We start from the raw sequence: 21,526 nt of genomic DNA on the forward strand, positions 1-21,526 counted from the left end.
TATGACACAGATCTTTCTATACAAATCTGTGGCTATACCTGTACCTTACAAACGCTCGTTACAAGTGCTCCTTACAAACAATTGTCGTAATCCGTTATCGCCTGCTTTAACTTTGAAAAGTCTGAGTTACATAAATACGGTTTCAGCGCTTCAAATTTATCTGAGGGCCACTCGTATATTTTGAATGACATGAGTTCATCAATAACGGACTCATCAAAGCGGTATTTGACGGACTTTAGCTGGAGAACCACCGACAATGCTGTATGGAGCGACGTCTTTAGTCACCACACTATTCGCTGCAACCACAGCGCCTTCGCCAATCGTCACACCGGGCATCACCATCGCTCGCATGCCTAACCACACCCCATCTTCAATGTGAGTGTCACCTTTGCCAATGTAGGCATCGTCGATTACATCCATAAATGGATACAGCGAAAACCAATCAACTCTGTGGGTATGGTTGCCACCCATTAAAATCACAACCTCTGCGCCAATGCAGACATAATCGCCGATATGGAGTTCGTCGATTTCCCATCGAGGCTCCCACTGGCGGCTGACTTCGTCGCCATGTAAATAACGGACGACAGATTGCTCGAACCCATTATCCCAGCAATCGCTGTAATAACTGTGTTGACCTTTTACGTGAATATTGGGGTTGGTTACGACTTCATGCAGCAACTCGAATTTGGACCAATGCTTCTTTTGCATTTTTACCTCTGAATGATCTATTAAGTTTTATTCGTTAACTATCAAAATGTTCGACGATGCAAATCCAAGGTGCACAAACTAACGCCCTATAAACACAGGGTTCACTGGGATGAATAGTGAGTATCACGCTTAAATCATAGCAATATCGCTAAAACTAAAGAGACGTCAGTGGATTCGAGGTTGCTTAAGAAGAGGAAGTAGTTTCAAAGTTTGCTCAGTTTTTATCGATAACTTGGTTGGATAATTTACAGGCGTAGTGTAACTGTTTAGTCGCGCCAATTTGACAGGAAGATGTGATTAATAAGGTTTCAAATTTCGTTTCGTGGAATACGGAATGAACAAGAGCCTGCGCGATTACACAGGCTCAAACTTAGACTCAGCTATAAACTTCGGAGCTCGCTTGGAGCTGGGCTCAGCGACTACATGCGTGCAAGCTGTACTTTTCTGTCTTTATTCACCACGCAGAAGTTACCGCGCTTAGTACGACACTTAGAGCATCGTTCGCATTCAACAGGGCTTCTATCCCCTTCCTTCCAACGCTTCACTAAATGGGGTTCAGAAAGCAGCGGTCTTGAAAGCGCGAAGTACTCAATGCCCGTGTTGTTTGCAATCGCTTCGATAGCATCAAAATCCGTTAGACCACCAACCGTGATCACTGGGATATTAACGTCTTGGCTAATCGCGTGACCATACTCATGGAAGTAGCCTTCAGCTTGAATGGTAAAACCATCGTGCGACTCGCCAATCATAGTGTCTGCTTTGCCATGAATATTGCCTGACACGACAATGCCATCCACACCCACTTGTTCAAGCTTTTTACAGACAATACGTGTTTCCTCAAAGGTGACGCCACCTTCAAAAAACTCGGATGCCGTGAGCTTAACCAAGATAGGGAAATCATCACCCACCAGCTTACGTGTCGCGGTATAGATCTCTAACAAAAATCTCATGCGGTTTTCTAAGCTACCGCCGTATTCATCTTCACGTTGGTTGTAATAAGGGCTTAGAAATTGGTTAATCAGGTAAGTGTGAGCGGCATGAATTTCAACGCCATCAAAGCCTGACTTCTGTGCTCTCAAAGACGCTTGAGCAAACGCATCAACAATGTAGTCGATCTCGTCTTTGGTCATCGCTTTGCCTAGAGTTTGAGTTCCTTTTTCTGGAACCTCACTTGGTGCGTAGATTACTCGCTCGCCAAGGTCATGCGTGGTTTTGGTGCCACCATAAGCCAACTGCATCACGATTTTAGAGTCGTTGTCGTGCACCAGTTGAGTCAGCTTTTGATACTCTTCAATGAATGAGTCGTTATACATACCCATCATGCCTGCATTCGGCTTTTCTTCTTCAACAATGTTCGCGTAGCCCGTCACGATCAGGCCGACTTCACCTTGAGCCAACTCTTCATAGATAGCGTACAGTTTATCTGTCATATGCCCATCTTCGGTGGCCATATTTTCCCACGTTGCACTTCTCATGAAGCGATTCTTTAGTGTCATCTTGCCAATGTGGGTTTCTGTAAACAAAGTGCTCAAGTGTCTTCCTCTCAAAATCGTGTTACGCAAGTTACCCATTAAGCATGGGCACTGATTCAGGCGGATACTACAGAGAATAAGGCAGCGAAAACTTAATCTAGATTAAGAGAGCGGCACTCTCATGTGAGAAAGATATAGAAAGCATCAAAAAGAGATAAAAAAGATTGGAGAAATGGTAACAAAAGAAAGTCGCTAAGTTTTAATAAGCGACTTTGTTCAATTTAATCTGGACTAAGTCAATGGTTCTTACGAGAGGTGTCCACCTGCGAATTTCTGCCTGCTAACAGTTATTTGAACTCATAGGTGTAAGACGCGCCAACACTGTTATTTTCACCGAAATCGTCCTCAGCAAAAATAGTGAAGAAGTTGAATGATTGAGCGTCACTCAACTTGTAGCTAGCACCGACGCCTGCCCAATACCCTGAATAATCATCAGACCCCATTGAACCGCCACCGAAGCCCATGATAGACCATTCATCAGTAATCGTTTTTAAACCAAACGCACCAATGTAGCCACCGTGTGTTGAGCTCGACATCAATACATAGTCAGAACCAACATTATCATCATCGAAAACCGCTACTTCGCCGTCATTATAGCTGTAACCAGCCATAGGGAAGATTTGCCAACCGAACGGCTCAATATCGAAATAGCTCAGTGGTATAAATGTGCCAATACTGTAGTTGTTCTTATAAGCATCGTTGTCATATTCAGAACGGCTAAAGTTGAAGTTAACAATACCCATAGGCAACAGCCATGAGCCGCCTATTCGCCATTCTTCGCCATCTGCGTTAACACGAGCATTGATCATTCGTGCTTCATCAAGCCCAATAGACCCAGAGAACTGCAGATCTTCGTTATAAGCAACGCCAGCTTTGGTTACGATTTTAGTCGGATCATCAGGGTGCTTCTCTTCAGCAAAAGCACCCGTTGAAAATAAAGACACTAAAGTAATGATTAGTAGATTACGTAATGTCATTAGAAGGTCGCGCTAACACCAACAAAGTGGATACGGCCATCGAACGAACCATTCAACAGATTAACTTGACCAAATCGACCATATCGATCCATCTCAACTGAACCCAAATCAGCGTATTCATAGAACACATCAATTAAGATGTCGTCCCAGTAGGTAGATGCGCCAACTGAGTAGCGGTACTGTTCACCCACAGGAAGGTCAACCCATTGCATTGACGGATCGTCTTGCGGAGAAGTTTCGTAAGAGAAGCCAGCTTTCAAACGCCAGTCTGAATTCAATTGATAATCCGCACCTACCGCAAATTTCCAAACGTCATCCCAGTCACGCTCAATCGGAACACCATTAATTGGACTTCCTGCTATTCCAAAATCAAGAACGGTTGTATCCCATTCACTCCAACGGTGGAACTGAATACTAGCAAGCAGGTCAAGTTGAGAGTTCAAAGCATAGCTCGCACTGACATCGATGATTTCAGGTAAAGCAATATCAGTTGATAATGAATTCAATACGCCTTGGTTAATAACGCCATTTACATCATTGTTAAACTCATGCTCTAGCTTAGAACGGTAACTTGCGCCCAGCTTAAGTTTATCTGTCGGTGTGTACATTACGCCAAGGTTATAGCCGTATGCCCAGTCAGTATCTTGCTTCGCAGTAAGCATTGACGTTGTTTGTTGGAATGCAGCCCAACTGAATTGCACACCCGCGCCTACTGACCATTGGTCATTCAGCTTATAACTCAGTGATGGGTTCACTTGCATTGCAGTAAGAGTGATATCTTCTAGAAGTGCAGCACCCGCCCAATCACTGCCGTAATCAAGGCTAGAGCCGCCAACAGCGCCAAGCGCGATACCAAGGTGTAATTTGTCTGTGACTTGATGAGCGTGGAAGGCACCAAATGACGGCATTACGGAATGAGCTTTACCATCTGGATTACCACCGTTATCTTGATACTTCATTTCAAGATCGAATGCCATGGTGTTGATGGTCGTTTTGCTTTCGCCCATGTGAGACATAGTGGCAGGGTTTGTCCACATCGCCGCTGCAGATCGAGTGTAAACACCATCACCAGCGCCAGTAGTACCAGCGTTGGCAACGACAGCTTCTTGCAAAAACAGGCCACTTGCGAATGCATTTAAGCTCGTAAAAATTGCAGTGGCAGCTAGAGAGTAAGTAAAAGTTTTGTTCATCAGAGCGCTCATTTAGCCTTAGACATTAAATTGCTCTAAGGTTACCGCAAAGCTCAATAAACAAAGGGAATATCGATTATTCCTGTACAAACATTATTTGAACTTTCTTGCTAAGTAAGAGCGTGGCTTGTCAGGATGAATTTCACGCTGTGCTGCTATCGCTCGGTTCTTACCTAACCCTACTTTGATCTGATACCAAGTTTCGTAGAACACAGCCATTCCGGGGCTTGACCACCAAATCTTGTTGTAGAGCTTCTTGTTAGCAGCGACGACATCTGGCGACCGATTCGCACACTCAAGTGCCAACGCATAGGCTTCAGCGTAAGGATCTTCGGCAATCTTGGTCACCAACCCATATTCTTTAGCGGTTTCACAGTCGATCACTTTGGCCGTCATCGCCATTTCAAGGGTGTGATCTTTACGCATCAGCTCTCTAAAAGCGATAGCGCCTCCCATGTCTGGAATCAGACCCCACTTTGCTTCCAATATAGAGAAGTTCGCATCCGGGCTAGCAATTCTAAAATCACCCCCACTGACCAATTGCAGGCCGCCTCCCCAACAACGACCATGAATCGCAAAAATGACAGGGCATGGAATATCTCGCCAACCCAATGAAAAGCGTTGTGCAGCGTTAGGCAATGTCGGTAGCCATTTAAACAAGAGCTTCATCGCCCCAGATTTACTGGTTAATAGGGACTTAACATCAAGCCCTGAACAAAAATCAGAACCCTCACCTTTTACTATTACGGCACGAATCTCGGTGTTCTTTTTCAGCTGAGTCACCATGTTATTCACGCCTTGAAACATTGCCATATCAATAGCATTGAGCTTATCGGGTCGATTCAACACAACCGTCGCAATTTGGTTTTCATCGATAGAACAAGTAATACGATCGAGGTTTGGCATGGTGGCTACCTTATCAGTGGTCAGACCTTTAGGTTATACATTTTATTAACATATGCCAAACTTGCACATTAAGAAGCGAGACCTGTGTTGCTTAACGTCTTTCCCTTTACACAAACGACATCAACAAAAAAGCAGTGATGGATCGCTCCATTCACTGCTTTTCATCCGTAGCTTTTATCGCCAATGGCTTTGATTGCCAGTAGCTTTGATTAGCAATGGCTTTCGGTCATGAGCAAAACCTATGTTCTTCGAGATTTCAGTAGCAAGAAGATGAAGTAGCTACCACCAATAATTGAAACTAACGTCCCTGCTGCAAGCTGCGCTGGGAACACCACCACTTGCCCTAGCCAATCGGCGAATAGCATCAATGCTGCACCAATTAAAAACGACAAGATGATCTGCTCTCGAACCAAACGAGCCCCCACCATTGCAGCGATATGCGGAGCTAACAAGCCGACAAACGCGACAGGCCCCATGGTTGTTGTCACGACCGAGCATAAGATCGCAACAATACACAACAGTGCCACGTATGCGATATTGATATTCAACCCTCTGGCACTCGCGAACTGTCGTCCAGTCGCAATTAAGGTCACCCAACGGCTCAGTAACAGAGCAACACCAATACAAGCCGTTATCACTACTGCCATTATAGTGGCTGATTCAGGCTCCACACGGTAAGTAGAGCCGGCTAACCAAGCCAATAATGTGTATTTCCCCTCACCCACTCGCGTTAAAGAGAATTGCACCAAAGCTTCCAAGACTGCGGTCAGCGAAATACCGGTAAGGATCAAAATCGATGGCGCAAACTGATGCTTCTTGCCAAGGAACAATAATAGACAGAGTGCAATCGCACTGCCTAAGAAAGCAATCCAAGGGCTCAATGAGTGAATCGAATATCCCATAAACAAGCTGCTGAAAATCAAAGCTAGAACCGCACCCGCCGACACACCAAGAATGTCTGGGCTTGCGAGCGGGTTGTAGACCAGTCTTTGTAAAATCACACCAGCCACCGCCAAACCGCCACCAGCGAATATCGCGGTTAACATTCTCGGCCAACGAATAGACCATTCAAATGCGTCTGGGATAACAAAGTAGCTCATATCAGAAGAAGGCTGTGACAATGTACTCAACGCCAACAACCCGAAGATCATCGAGCCCAACAAGAAGTAAGCCAAAGATGAAATAGACTTCGGACCTTTAGGCATTGAGAAAAACAACTGATCTTGAGCAGACATTTGCTTTCTCGCAATAATGATCAACGCAGGAGCACCAATCACTGCGGTTGCCGTCCCTGTTGGAATCATGTCCAAAGACCATTGCGCCAAGAAGATCGCCAAGCTGTCGGTGACACAAAGTAATAGCGCACCTAATACACAACTCGCGATGAGTTCAGATTTAGCCTTTAGAAAACCTAGATGCCTAGCGATGTTCGGAGCAATCAAGCCGATAAAGCTGATCACGCCCACTGAGGTAATCGACACTGAAACCAACCAAACGCCGATTGCCATTAGCACAAAGAAGGTCGTGCCAATATTGAGCCCGCGCGCCGCAGCCCCTTCAGTGCCGATGGAAAGCAAAGTCAGAACTCGCGGAGCTAAGAAGAATATGGCAAAAATCGGCAACAGCTTAGGCATCAACCAAAGCACTTGTTCCCAGCCATTTTGCCCTAGGTCGCCCGCTCCCCATACAAACAGATTTTGTGCGTACTGATCGTTGAGCAGAATAATCGCCGTTGCAAATGCCCCTAATAACAAGTTGACCGCCATACCCGCCAATACAATTGGCAAGCCGCTCATGTTTTTGATTCCGACAATCGAAACAATCAGCCCCATCGCAAGCAGCGCACCGACCAAAGCAAACCAAACTGAATACTGAGCGACCAACATCGGCGCCACCACATTCAGAATAACCAGACCAAGCCATGCACCTGACGATGTACCTAAGGTTAACGGGGACATCATGCGATTCTGTGTCAGTTGTTGAAACAAGCTGCCGATGGTGCCAAGTGTTGCGCCAACCAAGATCGCCATCACCAAGCGAGGTAAGTTGACATAGGCTAACGCCATCAACTCAAATGAATCATCAACCATTGAGTTGAATGTCGCGATGTCACTGATCTGTGAGACTTGCTGAAGCAACTCACCAATAGGACCAAATTCCGACTGCCCTAACCATAAATGAACAAGGGCAGCACAAAGCAGCGCAGCCCCCATCATAAAACCACTGGATTTCATTACTGCTCCGCTAGCGTCAACAACGATTGCGCCATGGCTTCTGCGTTATACAAGATCGACATAGCACCGCCGTAGCTCCAACTTGCCGCTACTGGGCTAAATTGACCATTGCGAACAAAGGGCATGCTCTTCCAAACCGGAGAACGGTTTAGCTTGTCTTGATATGGGAAAGGTTCAAAGTAAAGCGCAATGCCGTTCTTCACGTTCTTAAGCTCGGTCATGCGTTTTTGACTGATGCCCCACTGACTTGCAGGAAGATCCATCGCATTGTCAAAGCCAAGCTGCTCAAGTGCGTATTGTGGAATCGAGTTATCGCCATAAATGAACACCGATGTAGCACTCGCAAAACGGAAAGAAGTGACTTTCGGTTTGTCGCCCGGATACGCTTTATCTAACTCAGCTTTTAGAACAGCGATACGCTCATCCATTGCGGCCAGCTTTTGGTTCGCTTGTTCTTCTTTACCAAGCAACTGGCCGATCTTCTTGAAATTCTCAATAGCAGCCGCTGCATTGCTGTGTTGTTCGCTGTACGTTTGGTAGTAAAGCACGGGCGCAATTTCAGAAAGTCGTTCCTGAAGATCTTTCTGAGGAGAAGCGATAAGAATCACATCAGGGTTTAGCTTTTTAAGCGCCGAAAAGTTAGGTTCAGTTCGAGTGCCAATATCCGCCACGCCTTCTGGAATCGCAGGCTGAACAACCCAATCGGTATAACCTGCAATATCAGGTACCGCTACTGGTGTAACACCGAGTTCAATCACTTGTTCGGCTATGTCCCAGTTCAGCGCAGCCACTCTAACAGGCTGAGCTTCAAGGGTTTTAACACCCTCACTGTCTTCAACTTGAAAGTTGGCCATCGCTTGAGCTGATAACAACAAGCTCAATGAGACAATGAACGAACTCACTTTAGGAAAACGAGAAGTAAAATAGTTGGCTTTCATATAATCACTGTCACTTTTTAATTGTTTATTTAACGACAAAAGCAGCCTACACAGGCTGCTTAGATTTATGTATTCAAATGAATTAGAACTCGTAGTTCACGCTGAGTTCTACTGACTGCTCTGCACCGAACCAACAGTTCGATTGGTCGTAGCAGGTGTAGTACTCTTCATTAAACAGGTTGTTAACCAGCAAGTTAGCCGTTGCACCTGACAGAGTTTCACTTGCTTCCCCTAGGTCATAACCTACGGATAAATCGACAACCGTATATGATGGTACTTTTCCTTGAGTATTCGTTGCATCCATCTCCATTTCACCCATGTAACGAGCACCTGCACTGAAGCGAGTTCCCGATAAAGCACCACCATAGACATAGTAATTGCTCCATAGATTAGCGGCATGTGTCGGTACATAGATTGGTGTCGTTCCTTCAAGGTCAGGGTTTGCATCTTCCGTTACTTCCATATCGACGTATGTATAGCTCGCGTTCACATCCCAATCTTCCGTTACAAACCATCTGCCTTCGACTTCGACACCTTGAGAACGCACTTCGCCTAACTGAATCTTAGAGCGATACGTTGGATCCGATGGATCGGCAGCAATTGAATCTTTCTTAGTAATGTAAAAGTATGATGCTGTAAGTTGCTGTGCCATATCAGCAGACAGGTATTTCACACCTAGTTCGACTTGCTCACCCAGCTGAGGTTTTAAAGAGTTACCGTTAATATCGGTACCAGCAGCTGGTTCAAAACTCGTCGCGTAACTTACAAATGGAGAGATGCCATTATCTAACTCATACAAAGCACCTACGCGGTAAGAGAACTGATTGTGATCCGCTTTTTCTGTGCCATCGCTTGTTGGATAAATGCTCGTTTTTTCGTCACTCGCTTTGAACATGTCGTAACGTCCACCAGCAAGTAAAACCAGCGCGTCGTAGCGAACTTGATCTTGGAAATACAAGCCCAGTTGCTCGGTCGTGATGTCATGTGATTCACGATAATTCTCTTGTAGCTGACTCTTATCAAGCAAGTCATTATTTGGGTTGTATGCGTTAAATCCGTAGAAACCAGCGTTCGCGGTGAACTCTTGATACAAAGAGTCGCCCGTCAGTTTTAGGTAATCGAGACCAAACAATAAGTTATGCTCTAGCCCAGCAACCTCGACGCGACCTGATACTTGGTTGTCGATAACAAAGCTTTGAGAGTCTTCATCCGTGCTATACACATTTCGAATTAAGCTACCAGTTGCGGCGTTAAAATTCGTACCGCGATGGTAGGTGTTTTCTTGATATAGCGACGCATCGGAATAACGAGCGTTCTGAAGGAAAGTCCAGTTGTCATTGATTTGGTGGTTAATTTTGTAACCTAACATCAAGACTTCACGTTCAAAAGTACTCCAGTTCTTGTCGCCCATCGACACAGATGGATCACTTGCCTTCAATACTTCGAGCGGCATTGCAGAGTTAGTACCCATTGACGGATCATTCTGATAGTAAAGATTGAAGTTAATAAGTGTTCGATCAGATACCTGCCAATCTAGCGATGGAGCAATCACATAACGCTCTTCTTCAGCGTTATCAACTTGGCTGTCTTGTTTACGAGCGAGTGCAACTAAACGATATGAAAAGTCACTGTCACCTAACTGACCTGAAGTATCAATTGACGCTTCCATCAAGTTTCTTGAGCCTGTAGATACACCCACTTTTGTCGACCCGTCTTCTTGCGGTGCCTTCGCGATCATGTTGACCATACCACCCGGCGGCATCGATCCATACAACACAGACGTAGGGCCTTTAAACACTTCAACTTGCTGAATCGCAATAGGGTCGATCTGAGGTTGCAGGTTCCATCCAGTCAGGAACGGCAGAATCAAGCCATCGTAGTAACTCTGATTGTTACTAAACCCACGAATCGAGAACGTATCGTACATGGTTACTGATGCGCCCTTTTGCTCAGTCACAACACCCGGCGCGTATCTAAGCGCTTGGTTAAGAGACTTTACACCTCGTTGCTCTAACTGTTCTTCATCAATGACTGTAATACCTTGAGGTGTTTCTTCCGGCTCAAGTGCCGATTTTGTGGCTGTATTACGATAGGCTTTACCCATAATAGTGACAGTTTCTATATTCGAATCTGCCGCAGTAACGGTTTCTTCCGCCAATGCTTGCGCTGAAAACGCAGTCAGCAACGCTACTGCCAATGATGAATACTTAAAACGAGTGTGAGTGGTCATAATTCCCTCGGTACCAATGCTTAATATAAATAATAATAAATCTCATTTGCATTGTATGTATCTAGAGGTGGGATAATTAACAATTTGGTGCAAATTCAAAAAGAACTTGACCTATTTTTAGTCGAAAACGGTCAATTGATGATTAAAAAGACAATTGACCCTATTGATAGGAAGGCTTTGCTAGAAGAGAGTGAGCGGGAATATGACTACGATTTAATAATAGGAACCCAGTACTCCATTTCAGCGTCAGAGGCATGTGCTTGATAGGCAAACGGGTACACTTCAAGCTCATATCCATCGACGCCACGATAACCTGAACTTGGCATCCAATTCAGCACAAACCAACTCAAGGTGTGTCGTAAATTCTCAATTGGACCACAGTGCTTCACTACAGCATAAGTTTGCTTAGGAACCGTCAGTACCTCTAATCTTTCAGAGATAATACTCGGTAATTGCGGGATTGAAATTCCTTCCTGAAGTTCTACCCCTGCCCAATAGTGAATATTAGTCCCGTCAAAGCAAGACTGAGTCAGGTCAACCACGCCAATGAACTGGAGCACGTTGTCGTCAGGGATCTCAACTTCACCTTCTAAACGTGACCATAGCTGAGGGACTTTCTGAGCGAAGTCTTGCGTGAGTGAAAACAGACCACTGATTTCTGATGTCATGCCTTTCACTAGGAAAGACTCTCTTTCATCAATGCGCACTTCCACAAAGCTTAACGCCCCTTTTTCAGAAGTACTCGCTGTTTCAGATACTTGTATCGGCTTTCTTAGCCCGACTCTTTTACCTGCTTTTCTATACTGACTTGGGCTAGACCCAAACATCTGCTTAAACGAGCGGCTAAAGCTTATTTCTGAATTGAACCCGAGCCCAAGAGCAATATCTATCACGCGATCTTTTCCATCAAGCAGGTGTTCTGCAGCTTGGCTTAACTTTAGCTCTCTCACATAGTTAGCCACAGTAAGCCCTGTTTCGGCTTGAAACACTCTCTGAAGCTGCCAACGAGACCAACAGCTTTGTGTCGCAATATCTTCTAACGATAGCGAGGAGCTAAGGTTCGAATGGATATAGGTTAAAACGCGACTGATACGACCAAATGCAGGTGTGTTCATATTTAAGCTTTCATATTCTCTATAGTTGACAGCGACATATTCGATTCACCAATACTTTTATCATTTAAAACGGCTTTTATCACTCAAAAAAAGAAGCGCTCATGTGTGTTCTATAAAATGACCAAAAGATAGAGGCACCGAGTAGATGCTCCATTTTGTATGGTTATCCTCGATTATGTCCGTTATGATAACGCTACTGATTCTCATTTAATGGTTTATGATGCTTTCCCAGCTGCACAATATTATCACTCGTCGGAGAGCCCCGTCTCTACATCAGAAAATCTTCGCTCACTCAAAACAAGTGACACCTTATTTAAGTGGAAGCTTTGGTGTTCTGCATAGCAAGAGCATTGCAATAACGAATGATGATAGCCATAAAGAAATCAAACGAGTTTACGATGGCCTTGCGCAGAGCCACCCTGAAGCAGGCAAAGCCTATTGGTTAACCCGAACGTGGGATCTGGTTTGCTGGCAACCAATCTACGTGACCTTTATATCTATCTACGGCCTTCACTCACTGCCTGATATTAAGAACATCGGCCAGTTTAGGTACAAAGAATTTGTCACAGGCTACCGTTTCTTTAATGGTGATCATCAACACGGTTCACCAGAAGAACTGATTCCACAAGCAGGCGAAGCTATTCTTGCACTCACAGAGTTTTATCGTAGCCAGATTAGTGAGTGGACACGTATTCGTCCGGGGTTTACCAATCATCTACTTGCTGATCTATTATTAGGCAGCTTGATAAAACTACAGCAGCACGAACCGAGCCTAACCAACGATTATATCACTGAACAAGCTAAGCTTTGGTTAGAAGCATGCCAGTTACCTGAAAATCATTTAAACAGCCTTAAAATAGACGCTGAGTCGGGGATGCTAAAACTGATCAGAATCAGCTGCTGCTTAGTTTATAAGTGCGACTCTAGAAAGTATTGCGACGATTGCCCAAGACATCCCGACAACAAAAAAACAGCTCAATAACACCCTCTATTTTTAAAAGCCAATAAAGCTCGTTTAATTTCACTGAAGCGCTTTATTGGTCTAGGCACAGGACTGACATGTTTCAGCTTTCAAACATCAAAATTGTTCGTGATGAACGAACGATTCTCTCAATCGAAGACCTCTCGATTCCGACCAACGAACTGACCGTCGTTCTTGGCCATAATGGTTCGGGTAAATCTACACTCGTTAATTTACTCTCAGGGCAGATGTCACCAGATCATGGCAGCGTGGAACTAGACGGCGCTTCCCTCTCTTCATTCAAAAGCAAAGACTTAGCCAAGCAGATTGCTTATTTACCGCAAAAACTCCCCGCTTCTGCTGGCTTAACTGTCGAAGAGCTGGTTCGTTTAGGGCGTTTCCCATGGAGAGGCGCACTAGGCCGTTGGAATTCAGAAGATAAGTCGATCATCCAGCAAGCAATGGAAAGAACCGGTGTTACTGAATTCTCACAAGCATTAGCGGATGACTTATCTGGTGGTGAACGTCAACGAGCGTGGGTCTCTATGTTACTAGCTCAACAGTCACCGGTATTGATCCTTGATGAACCGACTTCTGCACTGGATGTTCATCATCAATTTCAGCTAATGGGCTTACTGTCTGAACTCAACAAAAAAGAAGATGTTGGGGTGATCGTTATTTTACACGATTTGAACCTAGCGCTTCGTTACGCGACGCATATTGTCGCCCTGAAAAAAGGTCAGATTGCGTTCGAAGGCAGCGCGGATAAGTTACTCGATGAAGAGGCTTTGTCAGCACTGTATGAGTCCCCTATCCGACTGATCGATCATCCAGTGCCAGCCAATACTGCAGCAAGTGAGAAGGTTGCAGTCGTCTGTGAATAGTTCGGGCATTTCAGTCTAAGCTCTAAGCTCTAAGCTCTAAGCTCTAAGCTCTAAGCTCTAAGCTCTAAGCTCTAAGCATAATAAAGGCCATTGAAATCATAAACTTCAATGGCCTTTTCGTTTTTCACTCACTAGCTAGCTAAATAATTAAATAACTAGCTAAGCTGGGACTCTCTCGCTTCTTGACTACTGAAACCACGTAAAATGTTAAACAGGGTAATCAGTGTGAACAACATGATGACAAGCGATAGATGCCACGCTTCTCCTAGTCCTAACTGAACCAGCCCCATGCTCACCATTGAAGACACCACCATCTGCCCTCCGCCAGACATCGCAGCAGCCGCGCCAGCGTTCTTCTTATAAGGCAACATCACCAACGCCTGAGCACAAGGTAACGCTATACCATTGCCAAGAATCATCAAGAACTGGCCAAGCATTAAATAAAGTGGCTCAAGTGGACAAAAGAAAAGCCACAACGCCGCAGCCACATGTAATACAGGTGTGCATAACAGAGTTTTCTTGTTGCCCAGCATAGGGCGAATACGGTTACATAAGCTTGTTCCGCCGAGCATGCCTAATGCAGGAATCACCGCCCACATCGCGTATTCATCTGACGTCATGCCAATCTGATTTTGCATGATAAATGGCATCACTGATACGGTGGTGATCATCAAGCTAAAGTTAAGCCAGCCAATACTCGCAAAGCTCATAAAATAACGAGAAGTGAGTAGCTCTTTGTATTGAGAAATCATTTTCTTCGGTGAAGGGATAGCCGAAACCTTAGTGACGGTTTCCTTAAACTTGAACGCCAATACCACCCAAGCCAATGAGACATAGCCAAGTAGTGAGATAAACACCATACTCCAGCCAAAGTGGAAGTTAATAAACCCACCGATAACAGGCGCGATCAAAGGTGTTATAGAGGCAACCATCGCAATATAAGACATAGCCAAAGGCAAGTCTGCGCCGTTGAATCTATCGCGCGTCGAGGCACGAGCAAGTACAGCGCAACAGCCGGTTCCTAGGCCTTGTAGAAATCGCCCCATCACCATATTGGTAAACGAGTGGCTGAAGAAAATGATCATCAATAGTCCCAGCATGGCGATTAATAATCCGCTCAGCAGCACTTTCTTGCGCCCAAGAGCATCGGAAATAGGGCCATAAATAAACTGGGAAGGCCCAAAACCTAATAGGTACACGCTTACCAATAGCTGGGCTTGCTCTAGTGATACATCGAAGTCTTTGGCGATCCAAGGTAGTGATGGAAACACCAGTCCCATACTGAGCTGACCGATACTGATGACCAAGCACGCAAGTAAGATCGATTTAAAATCAAATCCACGACTCATCGTTTAATAGGTCCGTTCGAAGAAAAATCGTGCGTATCTAACTCACAACATAAAAACTGAGAAAATAGCGAAAATGCTGCTGGTGAGTTGTTCATAATGCTCCGACAGGATCAAATAGAGAAAGGCAGAGTAAACATACGTGAGCTTGTATAATCATACAATAGGCGTTCAACTAAATATGTGAATAGTCACTTTTCAGCAACCTCGGCTTTCCGCCTATCGGCCACAAGCGCTAGACTAACACTAGATGCTCATAATCAAGGGACTTCAATGAACACTCATCACCGTATTTTTTCATGTGCTTTGGCGCTGCTTGCCTCAGGTCCTGTAACGTCAGCCTTTGCTTGGCAGGCAGAGAAGATCACCGACGGACTCGTGATCCCTTGGGGACTGGCTTATGTCAACGATAAGTCCATGCTAGTCACAGAAAAATCAGGCGTCATTAAACATGTCGATTTAAAAACTGGCGATCAACACACACTCTTCAGGCTGCCCAATGTATGGGCGAAAGGCCAAGGTGGATTATTAGATATCGCACTTTCCCCTTTTGAAAACGGAAAGTTCTACGTCACTTACAGTAAAGACATCGATGATGAAGGCGTAACAACACTGGCTTCTGCTAATTACAGCAATAATGAAGTCATCAATTGGACAGACGTGTTTGTATCTAAATCTAGAACGGACACCGGACGTCACTTTGGTAGCCGTATCACCTTTGATGATAGCCACCTGTATTTTTCAATCGGCGACCGTGGTGATCGAGACAACGGCCAAGACACCATGACTCACGCCGGATCAATATTACGACTGAATGCCGATGGAAGCACACCAAGCGATAACCCATTCACGGATAACAACAAAGTGCTCAATGAAATTTGGAGCTTTGGCCATCGTAATCCACAAGGTCTGTATTACGATTTCCCGACTCAAAAGCTTTGGTCGATTGAACACGGCCCTCGCGGTGGTGATGAAATTAACCTAATAAAAGCGGGTGCCAACTATGGGTGGCCTGTCACCTCACACGGAAAAGAGTATTGGGGCCCTATCAGCGTTGGCGAATCGGAAACCAAAGATGGTATTGAAGCGCCAAAAAAAGTCTATGTTCCTTCAATCGCTCCGGGCAGTTTGATTGTTTACCAAGGAGACAAATACCCAGAGCTGAAAGGCAAACTGCTGGCTGGCGCACTAAAACTTACTCACATCAATATTGTGACAGTCAATGAACAAGGTGAGGCAATCGAGGAAGAACGCATTTTAGAGGACTTGGGCGAAAGGATAAGAGACATCGAAACTTCACCAAACGGAGACATCTTCTTCAGCACTGATAATGGCAACCTGTACCGCTTGAAAAAGTAGCCGAGACCTCGTTCAAGTAAAGGCACTTACCTTACAACGACATTTATAAATATAAGCCGTTAAAAGTGGGCTCAACGCCCAGTTAGCGGCTTTAAATTTGCAAAAATGAATGCGCTAAAACAGTGCATTTACTCCAAATTCGTCATCAATTTCGACCACCTTTTTCACAAAAACTACAACAAATCACCATACAACTGTAACTCCATGATATTTAAGGAATGCAAAGTTTGACTACCCCCAGGTTTCTGCAACCTTTCCCTATGTATTCGATTGACTATCCCCTGATTTGATTTAGACTCGTTCCCGGCTAGAAAGAAAGTTCTTTGTATATAAACATTTCGTTGGATTACTAGTAACCCCGTTGTGTTGTACGCAATAGCAATAAACTTTTCCGCGCTATCAGTGCCACAATTGGCTCAAAATAAAAATTTAATTTTAGGATATCATCATGTCTAACACAGTTACTGGTACAGTAAAATGGTTCAACGAAACTAAAGGCTTCGGCTTCATTCAACAAGAAAACGGCCCAGACGTATTCGCACACTTCTCTGCTATCACTGGCGACGGTTTCAAAACTCTTGCTGAAGGCCAAAAAGTTGAGTTCGTAGTATCTCAAGGTCAAAAAGGCCCACAAGCTGACAGCATCAAAGTACTTTAATTTAGTATTTTAAAGCTTTCTAAAAATAGCCAGCCTCTGCTGGCTATTTTTTTACCCGCTATTCAGAGATTTAAGGTAATATTCCCCTTCACTATTTCTACCTAAGACACCCTCTCAATGGCTCTTAAACCGACAATCTACAAGTTTCGTATCTCTTTAACCGATATGAATCGCGACTATTACGACTCTTTCAATCTAACGGTTGCACAACACCCTTCTGAAACAGAACAGCGAATGATGGCTCGAATCATGGCTTTCTGTATCAATGCGTCTCCTGAACTTGAGTTCACTAAAGGGTTGTCTAGCATTGAAGAACCCGATTTATGGCAGAAGTCGTTAGACGATCAAATCCTAGAATGGGTCGATGTGGGCGAACCCGATCCAGAGCGTGTTAAGAAGGCAACTCGCCTATCTAAATCAGTACGCGTATTCAGCTTCAACACTAAATCAAACGTTTGGTGGGAGCAGAACAAAGGTAAATTCGGCTACCTAAAAGCTCAGATCGTTCGTCTAGACAACGATGGTATTGAGCAGCTAGCGGCGATGACACAACGTACGATGGATCTTTCAGTCATGCTGACGGGTAACTCTGCTTTCATTAACAGCGATACTCAATCGGCAGAAGTAACGTGGGAAGAGCTACAGAGTAATGACTGAGCGTCCAACCCCGAATAATTCGCAAACAGCAGCTAGCCAGCTAGAAGAAGCCAAGCAACAAGCCGACGCGCAGCAAGAAATCAAAGCTAAACAACAAGCTAGAACCAAGCTTCACCAGTGTTTAAAAGAAGCAGGTTTAGGTTCAGTCAAAGCGCTCTCGACAGGCTACGAGAAAGAGCTGTCGTCATTTATTGATGAAAACCACGCTTTGTTTAAACACGCTTGCGAGAACAAGCCGGAGAACTCTGCACGTCAGACGTTGCTTGGCTTGCTAACCAAGGAACATATCGATGCAAGCTATCGCTTTGAAAGCAATAAAGAAGCGAATGAGGCGATGCAAAATGTATTCGATAATACAGTGGGAACTGAGCACAGCGACAAGTTACAAAACTCTAACGCTCAACAGTTAAAACTAGTCACGCATTTGTGGTTGTTCATTCAAGGACGACTAGGAATGGATTACAGCCTAGCCAATGATCACGCAGCTGTAGCCGCTACGCTACTGTCTCGTATATCGAGAAGCAGTGATGATGAGATTCGCGTAGAGTTCATGGCGAGTTTTTACGATGGTTTGAGCATCTATCAAGCCGAGAACAAGCCATCCGGTATTGTTCACCACTTAAAACGTTTGTTTAACCTTTCTTAAGCACTCCACCAGCGACTGATTCTAGTTACGCTCTATATGCTTTCAACAAACGTTAAGATATAGAGCGTGCTTTTTCTGCTTGGCCGCAACAGATTCCCTATTACGTTCATTCCTCACTTTAGGGAATGGCGAAAGTGAATAAGTCGCTCATTCTTCACTTTAGGGAATAACAGCATTCTCAGCCATTACAGTTGACTTCATTGCAGGCGTAAAAAAGCCCCGCATAAAGCGAGGCTTAGAATATTTTCAACGAACTTCAATTTACAGAGGCTAAATTGAATTCATCTAATAATGCAGTGAATCAACGCAGGCCGTGTAAGAACTCGTGGCGCGTTGCTGGGTTTGATCTGAAGATACCGCCCAGAGCTGTTGTTGTCGTTTCGCTAGTCGCGTCCATTACACCGCGTGATTTCACGCAGTAGTGAACCGCATCCATGGTGACAGCAACGTCATCAGTTTCGAGTAGCGTTTGCAGTGCAACAAGGATCTGCTGCGTCATACGCTCTTGAACTTGTGGGCGCTGAGCAAAGAATCGAACAATACGGTTAATCTTTGAAAGACCAATGATTTTTCCACGCGGGATATAAGCGACCGCAGTCTTACCATCAATCGTCACTAAGTGGTGCTCACAAGTACTGGTCACGGTAATGTCTTTTACTCGTACCATCTCACGAACGCCCATCTTGTTTTCGATTACCGTAATTTTAGGGAAATTGGCGTAATCCAAACCAGAGAAAATTTCATCCACGTACATTTTAGCAATACGTTGCGGTGTTTCTTCCAGACTATCGTCCGTAAGATCAAGTTCAAGGAGAGTGAGAATCTCACGCATATGGTGTTCGATTCGTTCCTTTTTCTCTTCTCGGCTAACCTGGTTTGGACTCATTGGTGTCTCTAAACCACGGCTTGCTAGCGCATCTTTAACCAACTTCGCTGATTCGCTAAGACCTGACATTGAACTTCCTCTTTTATTACCCCTTCTGGATGGCAAACAAGGATACTCGGAATTTTGAATAAATACACCCATATTTTAAGGGAGGTCATTATTTACGGGGCTTAAACTGTGCTAGAGTGGCTAGAATTTCGTTGGCGAATCAGGTGCTCTGATCATTATTTAACCACCATTGCCAACCACAAAATCAAAACAATAACGATCAAAGGATTTCAATTATGGGCTGTTGCGACGCTCCGGGCTTGATGCCAATTGAAGAAGCACTAGATAAGCTGCTATCGCCAATTCAACCTATTCGAACGACCTTATCACTGCCATTGGCAGAAGCATTGGGTTACGTACTTGCTGAAGATATTCTATCCCCTATTTTCGTACCTCCTTTTGATAACTCAGCAATGGACGGCTATGCACTGCGCTTAGCAGACCTAGAGAACAGTAAAGTGCTGCCTTTTGCGGGCAAGTCCTTTGCAGGTCAACCTTTTGAAGGTGAATGGCCAGCAAACACCTGTATTCGCATTATGACTGGCGCAAAGATCCCGGAAGGTTGTGACGTCGTAATCATGCAAGAAAACACTGCTGAAACTGACGCTGGCATTGAGATTCAGCAAGACGACATCAAGCTGAACAATAACATTCGCCCTACCGGTGACGACATCAAGCAAGGCGATATCGTTCTTAGCCGTGGCGAACGTTTAACACCTCGTGACATTCCAATGATTGCTTCGCTCGGTGTGAGTCATGTAACTGTGGCACACAAACCTAAAGTCGCTTTCTTCTCTACTGGCGATGAGCTCAAGCCATTAGGTCAGCCTCTTGAAGATGGTCAGATCTACGACAGCAACCGCTACGGCATTAAACCGCTGATTGAAGCGTTTGGTTGCGAAGCAATTGACCTAGGTATTATTCCTGATTGCCCTGCAACGCTTAAAGAAACCTTTGTAAAAGCGCAAGAACTGGCAGACGTAGTTGTCACTTCTGGTGGCGTAAGTGTCGGCGAAGCTGATTACACCAAAGACATTCTTGAAGAGCTTGGCGAAATCGGCTTTTGGAAACTAGCAATCAAACCAGGTAAACCATTCGCATTTGGTGAGTTGGATAACGCGTGGTTCTGTGGCTTACCGGGTAACCCAGTATCAGCAATGATGACTATGTATGTGTTAGTTCAACCAATGCTGGCTAAACTTGCCGGTCACACTGCGTGGACAGCACCAGAATCGATTCCTGCGATCACTAAATCTGCATTCAAAAAAGGCCCAGGCCGTACTGATTACCAACGTGGCATCTACTCGATTGAAAACGGTAAGTTTGTAGTAGAAACAACAGGTAACCAAAGCTCTGGCGCTTTCCGCTCAATGAGCTTAGCAAACTGCTTTGTGGTACTAGAGCGCGAACGTGGCCGTGTTGAAGTCGGTGAAACGGTTCAGATTCAACTGTTTAACTCCACGCTTTACTAACGAGGCTTGCTGATGGAAATACTGTCTGACGCAGAGATGCTTCGCTATAACCGCCAGATCATTCTCAAGCAGTTTGATTTTGAGGGTCAAGAAGCGCTGAAACAGAGCTCGATTTTGGTGTTAGGTGCGGGTGGTTTAGGCTGTGCCTCTGCTCAATACCTTGCGACTGCGGGTATTGGTAAGCTAATGCTGATCGACGACGATGTTGTCGAGCTTTCAAACTTGCAACGACAAGTGCTTCACACCGATGCTGATATTGGTAAGAAGAAAGTCGTTTCAGCCGCTGAATCATTACAGGTGTTAAACCCACACCTTAGAGTTGAAACGGTCGACCACAGACTTGATGACGAGGCACTAGCAAAGCTCATTGAAGCGCATTCGTTAGTACTTGATGCCAGCGACAACGTTGAAACGCGCAATCAACTTAACCGTTTGTGTTACGCCTCAAAAACGCCACTTGTATCGGGCGCTGCGATTCGCATGGAAGGTCAGATTAGTGTCTTCACTTATCAAGATGCTGACGCACCCTGTTACCAGTGTTTAAGCGCTCTATTTGGCAACGCTGCTCTAAGCTGTGTTGAAGCCGGTGTGATGGCACCTGTTGTTGGCATGGTAGGCGCGGCTCAGGCTTTGGAAGCTATCAAGGTTATTGCCAAGTTTGGACAACCAAAGCAAGGCAAACTTTTGATTCTCGATGCCATGTCTCACAGCTGGCGTGAAATGAATTTAATAAAGATGCCTAATTGTTCGGTGTGTGGTAAGTAATAAAAAGAGCCAAA

Annotated in this window: 18 protein-coding genes and 1 pseudogene; 8 read left to right on the forward strand and 11 right to left on the reverse strand. The window is 44.9% G+C overall.

The genetic code is table 11. From position 1 onward, the window contains the following. Positions 1-71: 71 nt before the first annotated feature. The 9 genes and pseudogenes from BCU07_RS12400 to BCU07_RS12440 form a co-directional block, all read right to left on the reverse strand. A pseudogene (locus BCU07_RS12400) lies at positions 72-708 on the reverse strand (CatB-related O-acetyltransferase). Between the two features lie 419 nt (positions 709-1,127). Next, positions 1,128-2,240, reverse strand: a complete 1,113-nt coding sequence (locus BCU07_RS12405) for an NADH:flavin oxidoreductase (RefSeq protein ID WP_032546839.1) — start codon at positions 2,238-2,240, stop codon at positions 1,128-1,130. Between the two features lie 287 nt (positions 2,241-2,527). Further along, positions 2,528-3,217, reverse strand: a complete 690-nt coding sequence (locus BCU07_RS12410) for a hypothetical protein (protein WP_102320576.1) — start codon at positions 3,215-3,217, stop codon at positions 2,528-2,530. Further along, complete coding sequence (locus tag BCU07_RS12415) at positions 3,217-4,407, reverse strand: OmpP1/FadL family transporter (protein ID WP_017064441.1); 1,191 nt, start codon at positions 4,405-4,407, stop codon at positions 3,217-3,219. Before BCU07_RS12415 ends, BCU07_RS12410 begins: the two co-directional genes overlap by 1 nt. A gap of 93 nt (positions 4,408-4,500) precedes the next feature. Beyond that, positions 4,501-5,313 (reverse strand): crotonase/enoyl-CoA hydratase family protein, encoded by an 813-nt coding sequence (locus BCU07_RS12420; RefSeq protein ID WP_017066674.1) that lies wholly within the window; start codon positions 5,311-5,313, stop codon positions 4,501-4,503. A gap of 239 nt (positions 5,314-5,552) precedes the next feature. Further along, positions 5,553-7,547: a Fe(3+)-hydroxamate ABC transporter permease FhuB gene (gene fhuB, locus BCU07_RS12425; RefSeq protein WP_102428220.1), complete on the reverse strand. Its 1,995-nt coding sequence runs from the start codon at positions 7,545-7,547 to the stop codon at positions 5,553-5,555. Further along, the gene (locus BCU07_RS12430) at positions 7,547-8,485 is read right to left on the reverse strand and encodes an iron-siderophore ABC transporter substrate-binding protein (RefSeq protein ID WP_102428219.1); all 939 of its coding nucleotides are present in this window, start codon (positions 8,483-8,485) and stop codon (positions 7,547-7,549) included. The genes fhuB and BCU07_RS12430 overlap by 1 nt, the downstream gene beginning before the upstream one ends. A gap of 82 nt (positions 8,486-8,567) precedes the next feature. Beyond that, a complete protein-coding gene (locus BCU07_RS12435) occupies positions 8,568-10,715 on the reverse strand; it encodes a TonB-dependent siderophore receptor (protein ID WP_102333676.1) in 2,148 nt (715 codons plus the stop codon). Positions 10,716-10,921: 206 nt separating this feature from the next. After that, positions 10,922-11,830, reverse strand: a complete 909-nt coding sequence (locus BCU07_RS12440) for an AraC family transcriptional regulator (RefSeq protein WP_017086415.1) — start codon at positions 11,828-11,830, stop codon at positions 10,922-10,924. A gap of 220 nt (positions 11,831-12,050) precedes the next feature. Between BCU07_RS12440 and BCU07_RS12445 the strand changes: the two genes are divergently transcribed. Then, positions 12,051-12,812 carry a siderophore ferric iron reductase gene (locus BCU07_RS12445; protein ID WP_102428218.1) on the forward strand — a complete coding sequence of 254 codons (762 nt, stop codon included), beginning with the start codon at positions 12,051-12,053 and terminating at the stop codon, positions 12,810-12,812. A gap of 77 nt (positions 12,813-12,889) precedes the next feature. After that, complete coding sequence (locus BCU07_RS12450) at positions 12,890-13,675, forward strand: ABC transporter ATP-binding protein (protein WP_102333678.1); 786 nt, start codon at positions 12,890-12,892, stop codon at positions 13,673-13,675. Between the two features lie 155 nt (positions 13,676-13,830). On the opposite strand, the gene BCU07_RS12455 is transcribed toward BCU07_RS12450, so the two are convergent. Beyond that, positions 13,831-15,024 (reverse strand): multidrug effflux MFS transporter, encoded by a 1,194-nt coding sequence (locus BCU07_RS12455; protein ID WP_065583717.1) that lies wholly within the window; start codon positions 15,022-15,024, stop codon positions 13,831-13,833. Between the two features lie 270 nt (positions 15,025-15,294). On the opposite strand from BCU07_RS12455, the gene BCU07_RS12460 reads away from it, so the two are divergent. The 4 genes from BCU07_RS12460 to BCU07_RS12475 all read left to right on the forward strand — a co-directional run bounded on the left by BCU07_RS12460 (position 15,295) and on the right by BCU07_RS12475 (position 18,341). Then, a complete protein-coding gene (locus BCU07_RS12460) occupies positions 15,295-16,380 on the forward strand; it encodes a PQQ-dependent sugar dehydrogenase (protein WP_102393098.1) in 1,086 nt (361 codons plus the stop codon). Between the two features lie 448 nt (positions 16,381-16,828). Then, entirely contained in the window at positions 16,829-17,038 is a 210-nt protein-coding gene (locus BCU07_RS12465) for a cold-shock protein (protein WP_010430417.1), read from the forward strand. A 117-nt stretch (positions 17,039-17,155) separates the two neighbouring features. Beyond that, complete coding sequence (locus BCU07_RS12470; protein WP_017061727.1) at positions 17,156-17,695, forward strand: YaeQ family protein; 540 nt, start codon at positions 17,156-17,158, stop codon at positions 17,693-17,695. Beyond that, positions 17,688-18,341: a hypothetical protein gene (locus BCU07_RS12475; protein WP_241910045.1), complete on the forward strand. Its 654-nt coding sequence runs from the start codon at positions 17,688-17,690 to the stop codon at positions 18,339-18,341. Before BCU07_RS12470 ends, BCU07_RS12475 begins: the two co-directional genes overlap by 8 nt. Positions 18,342-18,642: 301 nt before the next feature. Here the strand turns inward: BCU07_RS12475 and folE are convergent, their stop codons facing one another. Next, positions 18,643-19,296 carry a GTP cyclohydrolase I FolE gene (gene folE, locus BCU07_RS12480; RefSeq protein ID WP_017061725.1) on the reverse strand — a complete coding sequence of 218 codons (654 nt, stop codon included), beginning with the start codon at positions 19,294-19,296 and terminating at the stop codon, positions 18,643-18,645. 215 nt (positions 19,297-19,511) lie between these two features. On the opposite strand from folE, the gene moeA reads away from it, so the two are divergent. Together moeA and moeB are read left to right on the forward strand one after the other, a co-directional pair. Further along, complete coding sequence (gene moeA / locus BCU07_RS12485; RefSeq protein ID WP_102428217.1) at positions 19,512-20,747, forward strand: molybdopterin molybdotransferase MoeA; 1,236 nt, start codon at positions 19,512-19,514, stop codon at positions 20,745-20,747. A gap of 12 nt (positions 20,748-20,759) precedes the next feature. Beyond that, positions 20,760-21,512, forward strand: coding sequence for a molybdopterin-synthase adenylyltransferase MoeB (moeB, locus tag BCU07_RS12490; protein ID WP_065583719.1), 753 nt, complete (start codon positions 20,760-20,762; stop codon positions 21,510-21,512). Positions 21,513-21,526 lie beyond the last annotated feature (14 nt).

It is taken from the genome of Vibrio sp. 10N.261.54.E10, assembly GCF_002877735.2.
GTDB lineage: Bacteria > Pseudomonadota > Gammaproteobacteria > Enterobacterales > Vibrionaceae > Vibrio > Vibrio crassostreae_C.

Coding starts and splice junctions, on each gene's coding strand:
- BCU07_RS12410 (WP_102320576.1), bottom strand. CDS start 3,217: ATGACATTACGTAATCTACTAATCATTACTTTAGTGTCTTTATTTTCA.
- BCU07_RS12415 (WP_017064441.1), bottom strand. CDS start 4,407: ATGAACAAAACTTTTACTTACTCTCTAGCTGCCACTGCAATTTTTACG.
- BCU07_RS12420 (WP_017066674.1), bottom strand. CDS start 5,313: ATGCCAAACCTCGATCGTATTACTTGTTCTATCGATGAAAACCAAATT.
- fhuB (WP_102428220.1), bottom strand. CDS start 7,547: ATGAAATCCAGTGGTTTTATGATGGGGGCTGCGCTGCTTTGTGCTGCC.
- BCU07_RS12430 (WP_102428219.1), bottom strand. CDS start 8,485: ATGAAAGCCAACTATTTTACTTCTCGTTTTCCTAAAGTGAGTTCGTTC.
- BCU07_RS12435 (WP_102333676.1), bottom strand. CDS start 10,715: ATGACCACTCACACTCGTTTTAAGTATTCATCATTGGCAGTAGCGTTG.
- BCU07_RS12440 (WP_017086415.1), bottom strand. CDS start 11,830: ATGAACACACCTGCATTTGGTCGTATCAGTCGCGTTTTAACCTATATC.
- BCU07_RS12445 (WP_102428218.1), top strand. CDS start 12,051: ATGCTTTCCCAGCTGCACAATATTATCACTCGTCGGAGAGCCCCGTCT.
- BCU07_RS12450 (WP_102333678.1), top strand. CDS start 12,890: ATGTTTCAGCTTTCAAACATCAAAATTGTTCGTGATGAACGAACGATT.
- BCU07_RS12455 (WP_065583717.1), bottom strand. CDS start 15,024: ATGAGTCGTGGATTTGATTTTAAATCGATCTTACTTGCGTGCTTGGTC.
- BCU07_RS12460 (WP_102393098.1), top strand. CDS start 15,295: ATGAACACTCATCACCGTATTTTTTCATGTGCTTTGGCGCTGCTTGCC.
- BCU07_RS12465 (WP_010430417.1), top strand. CDS start 16,829: ATGTCTAACACAGTTACTGGTACAGTAAAATGGTTCAACGAAACTAAA.
- BCU07_RS12470 (WP_017061727.1), top strand. CDS start 17,156: ATGGCTCTTAAACCGACAATCTACAAGTTTCGTATCTCTTTAACCGAT.
- BCU07_RS12475 (WP_241910045.1), top strand. CDS start 17,688: ATGACTGAGCGTCCAACCCCGAATAATTCGCAAACAGCAGCTAGCCAG.
- folE (WP_017061725.1), bottom strand. CDS start 19,296: ATGTCAGGTCTTAGCGAATCAGCGAAGTTGGTTAAAGATGCGCTAGCA.
- moeA (WP_102428217.1), top strand. CDS start 19,512: ATGGGCTGTTGCGACGCTCCGGGCTTGATGCCAATTGAAGAAGCACTA.
- moeB (WP_065583719.1), top strand. CDS start 20,760: ATGGAAATACTGTCTGACGCAGAGATGCTTCGCTATAACCGCCAGATC.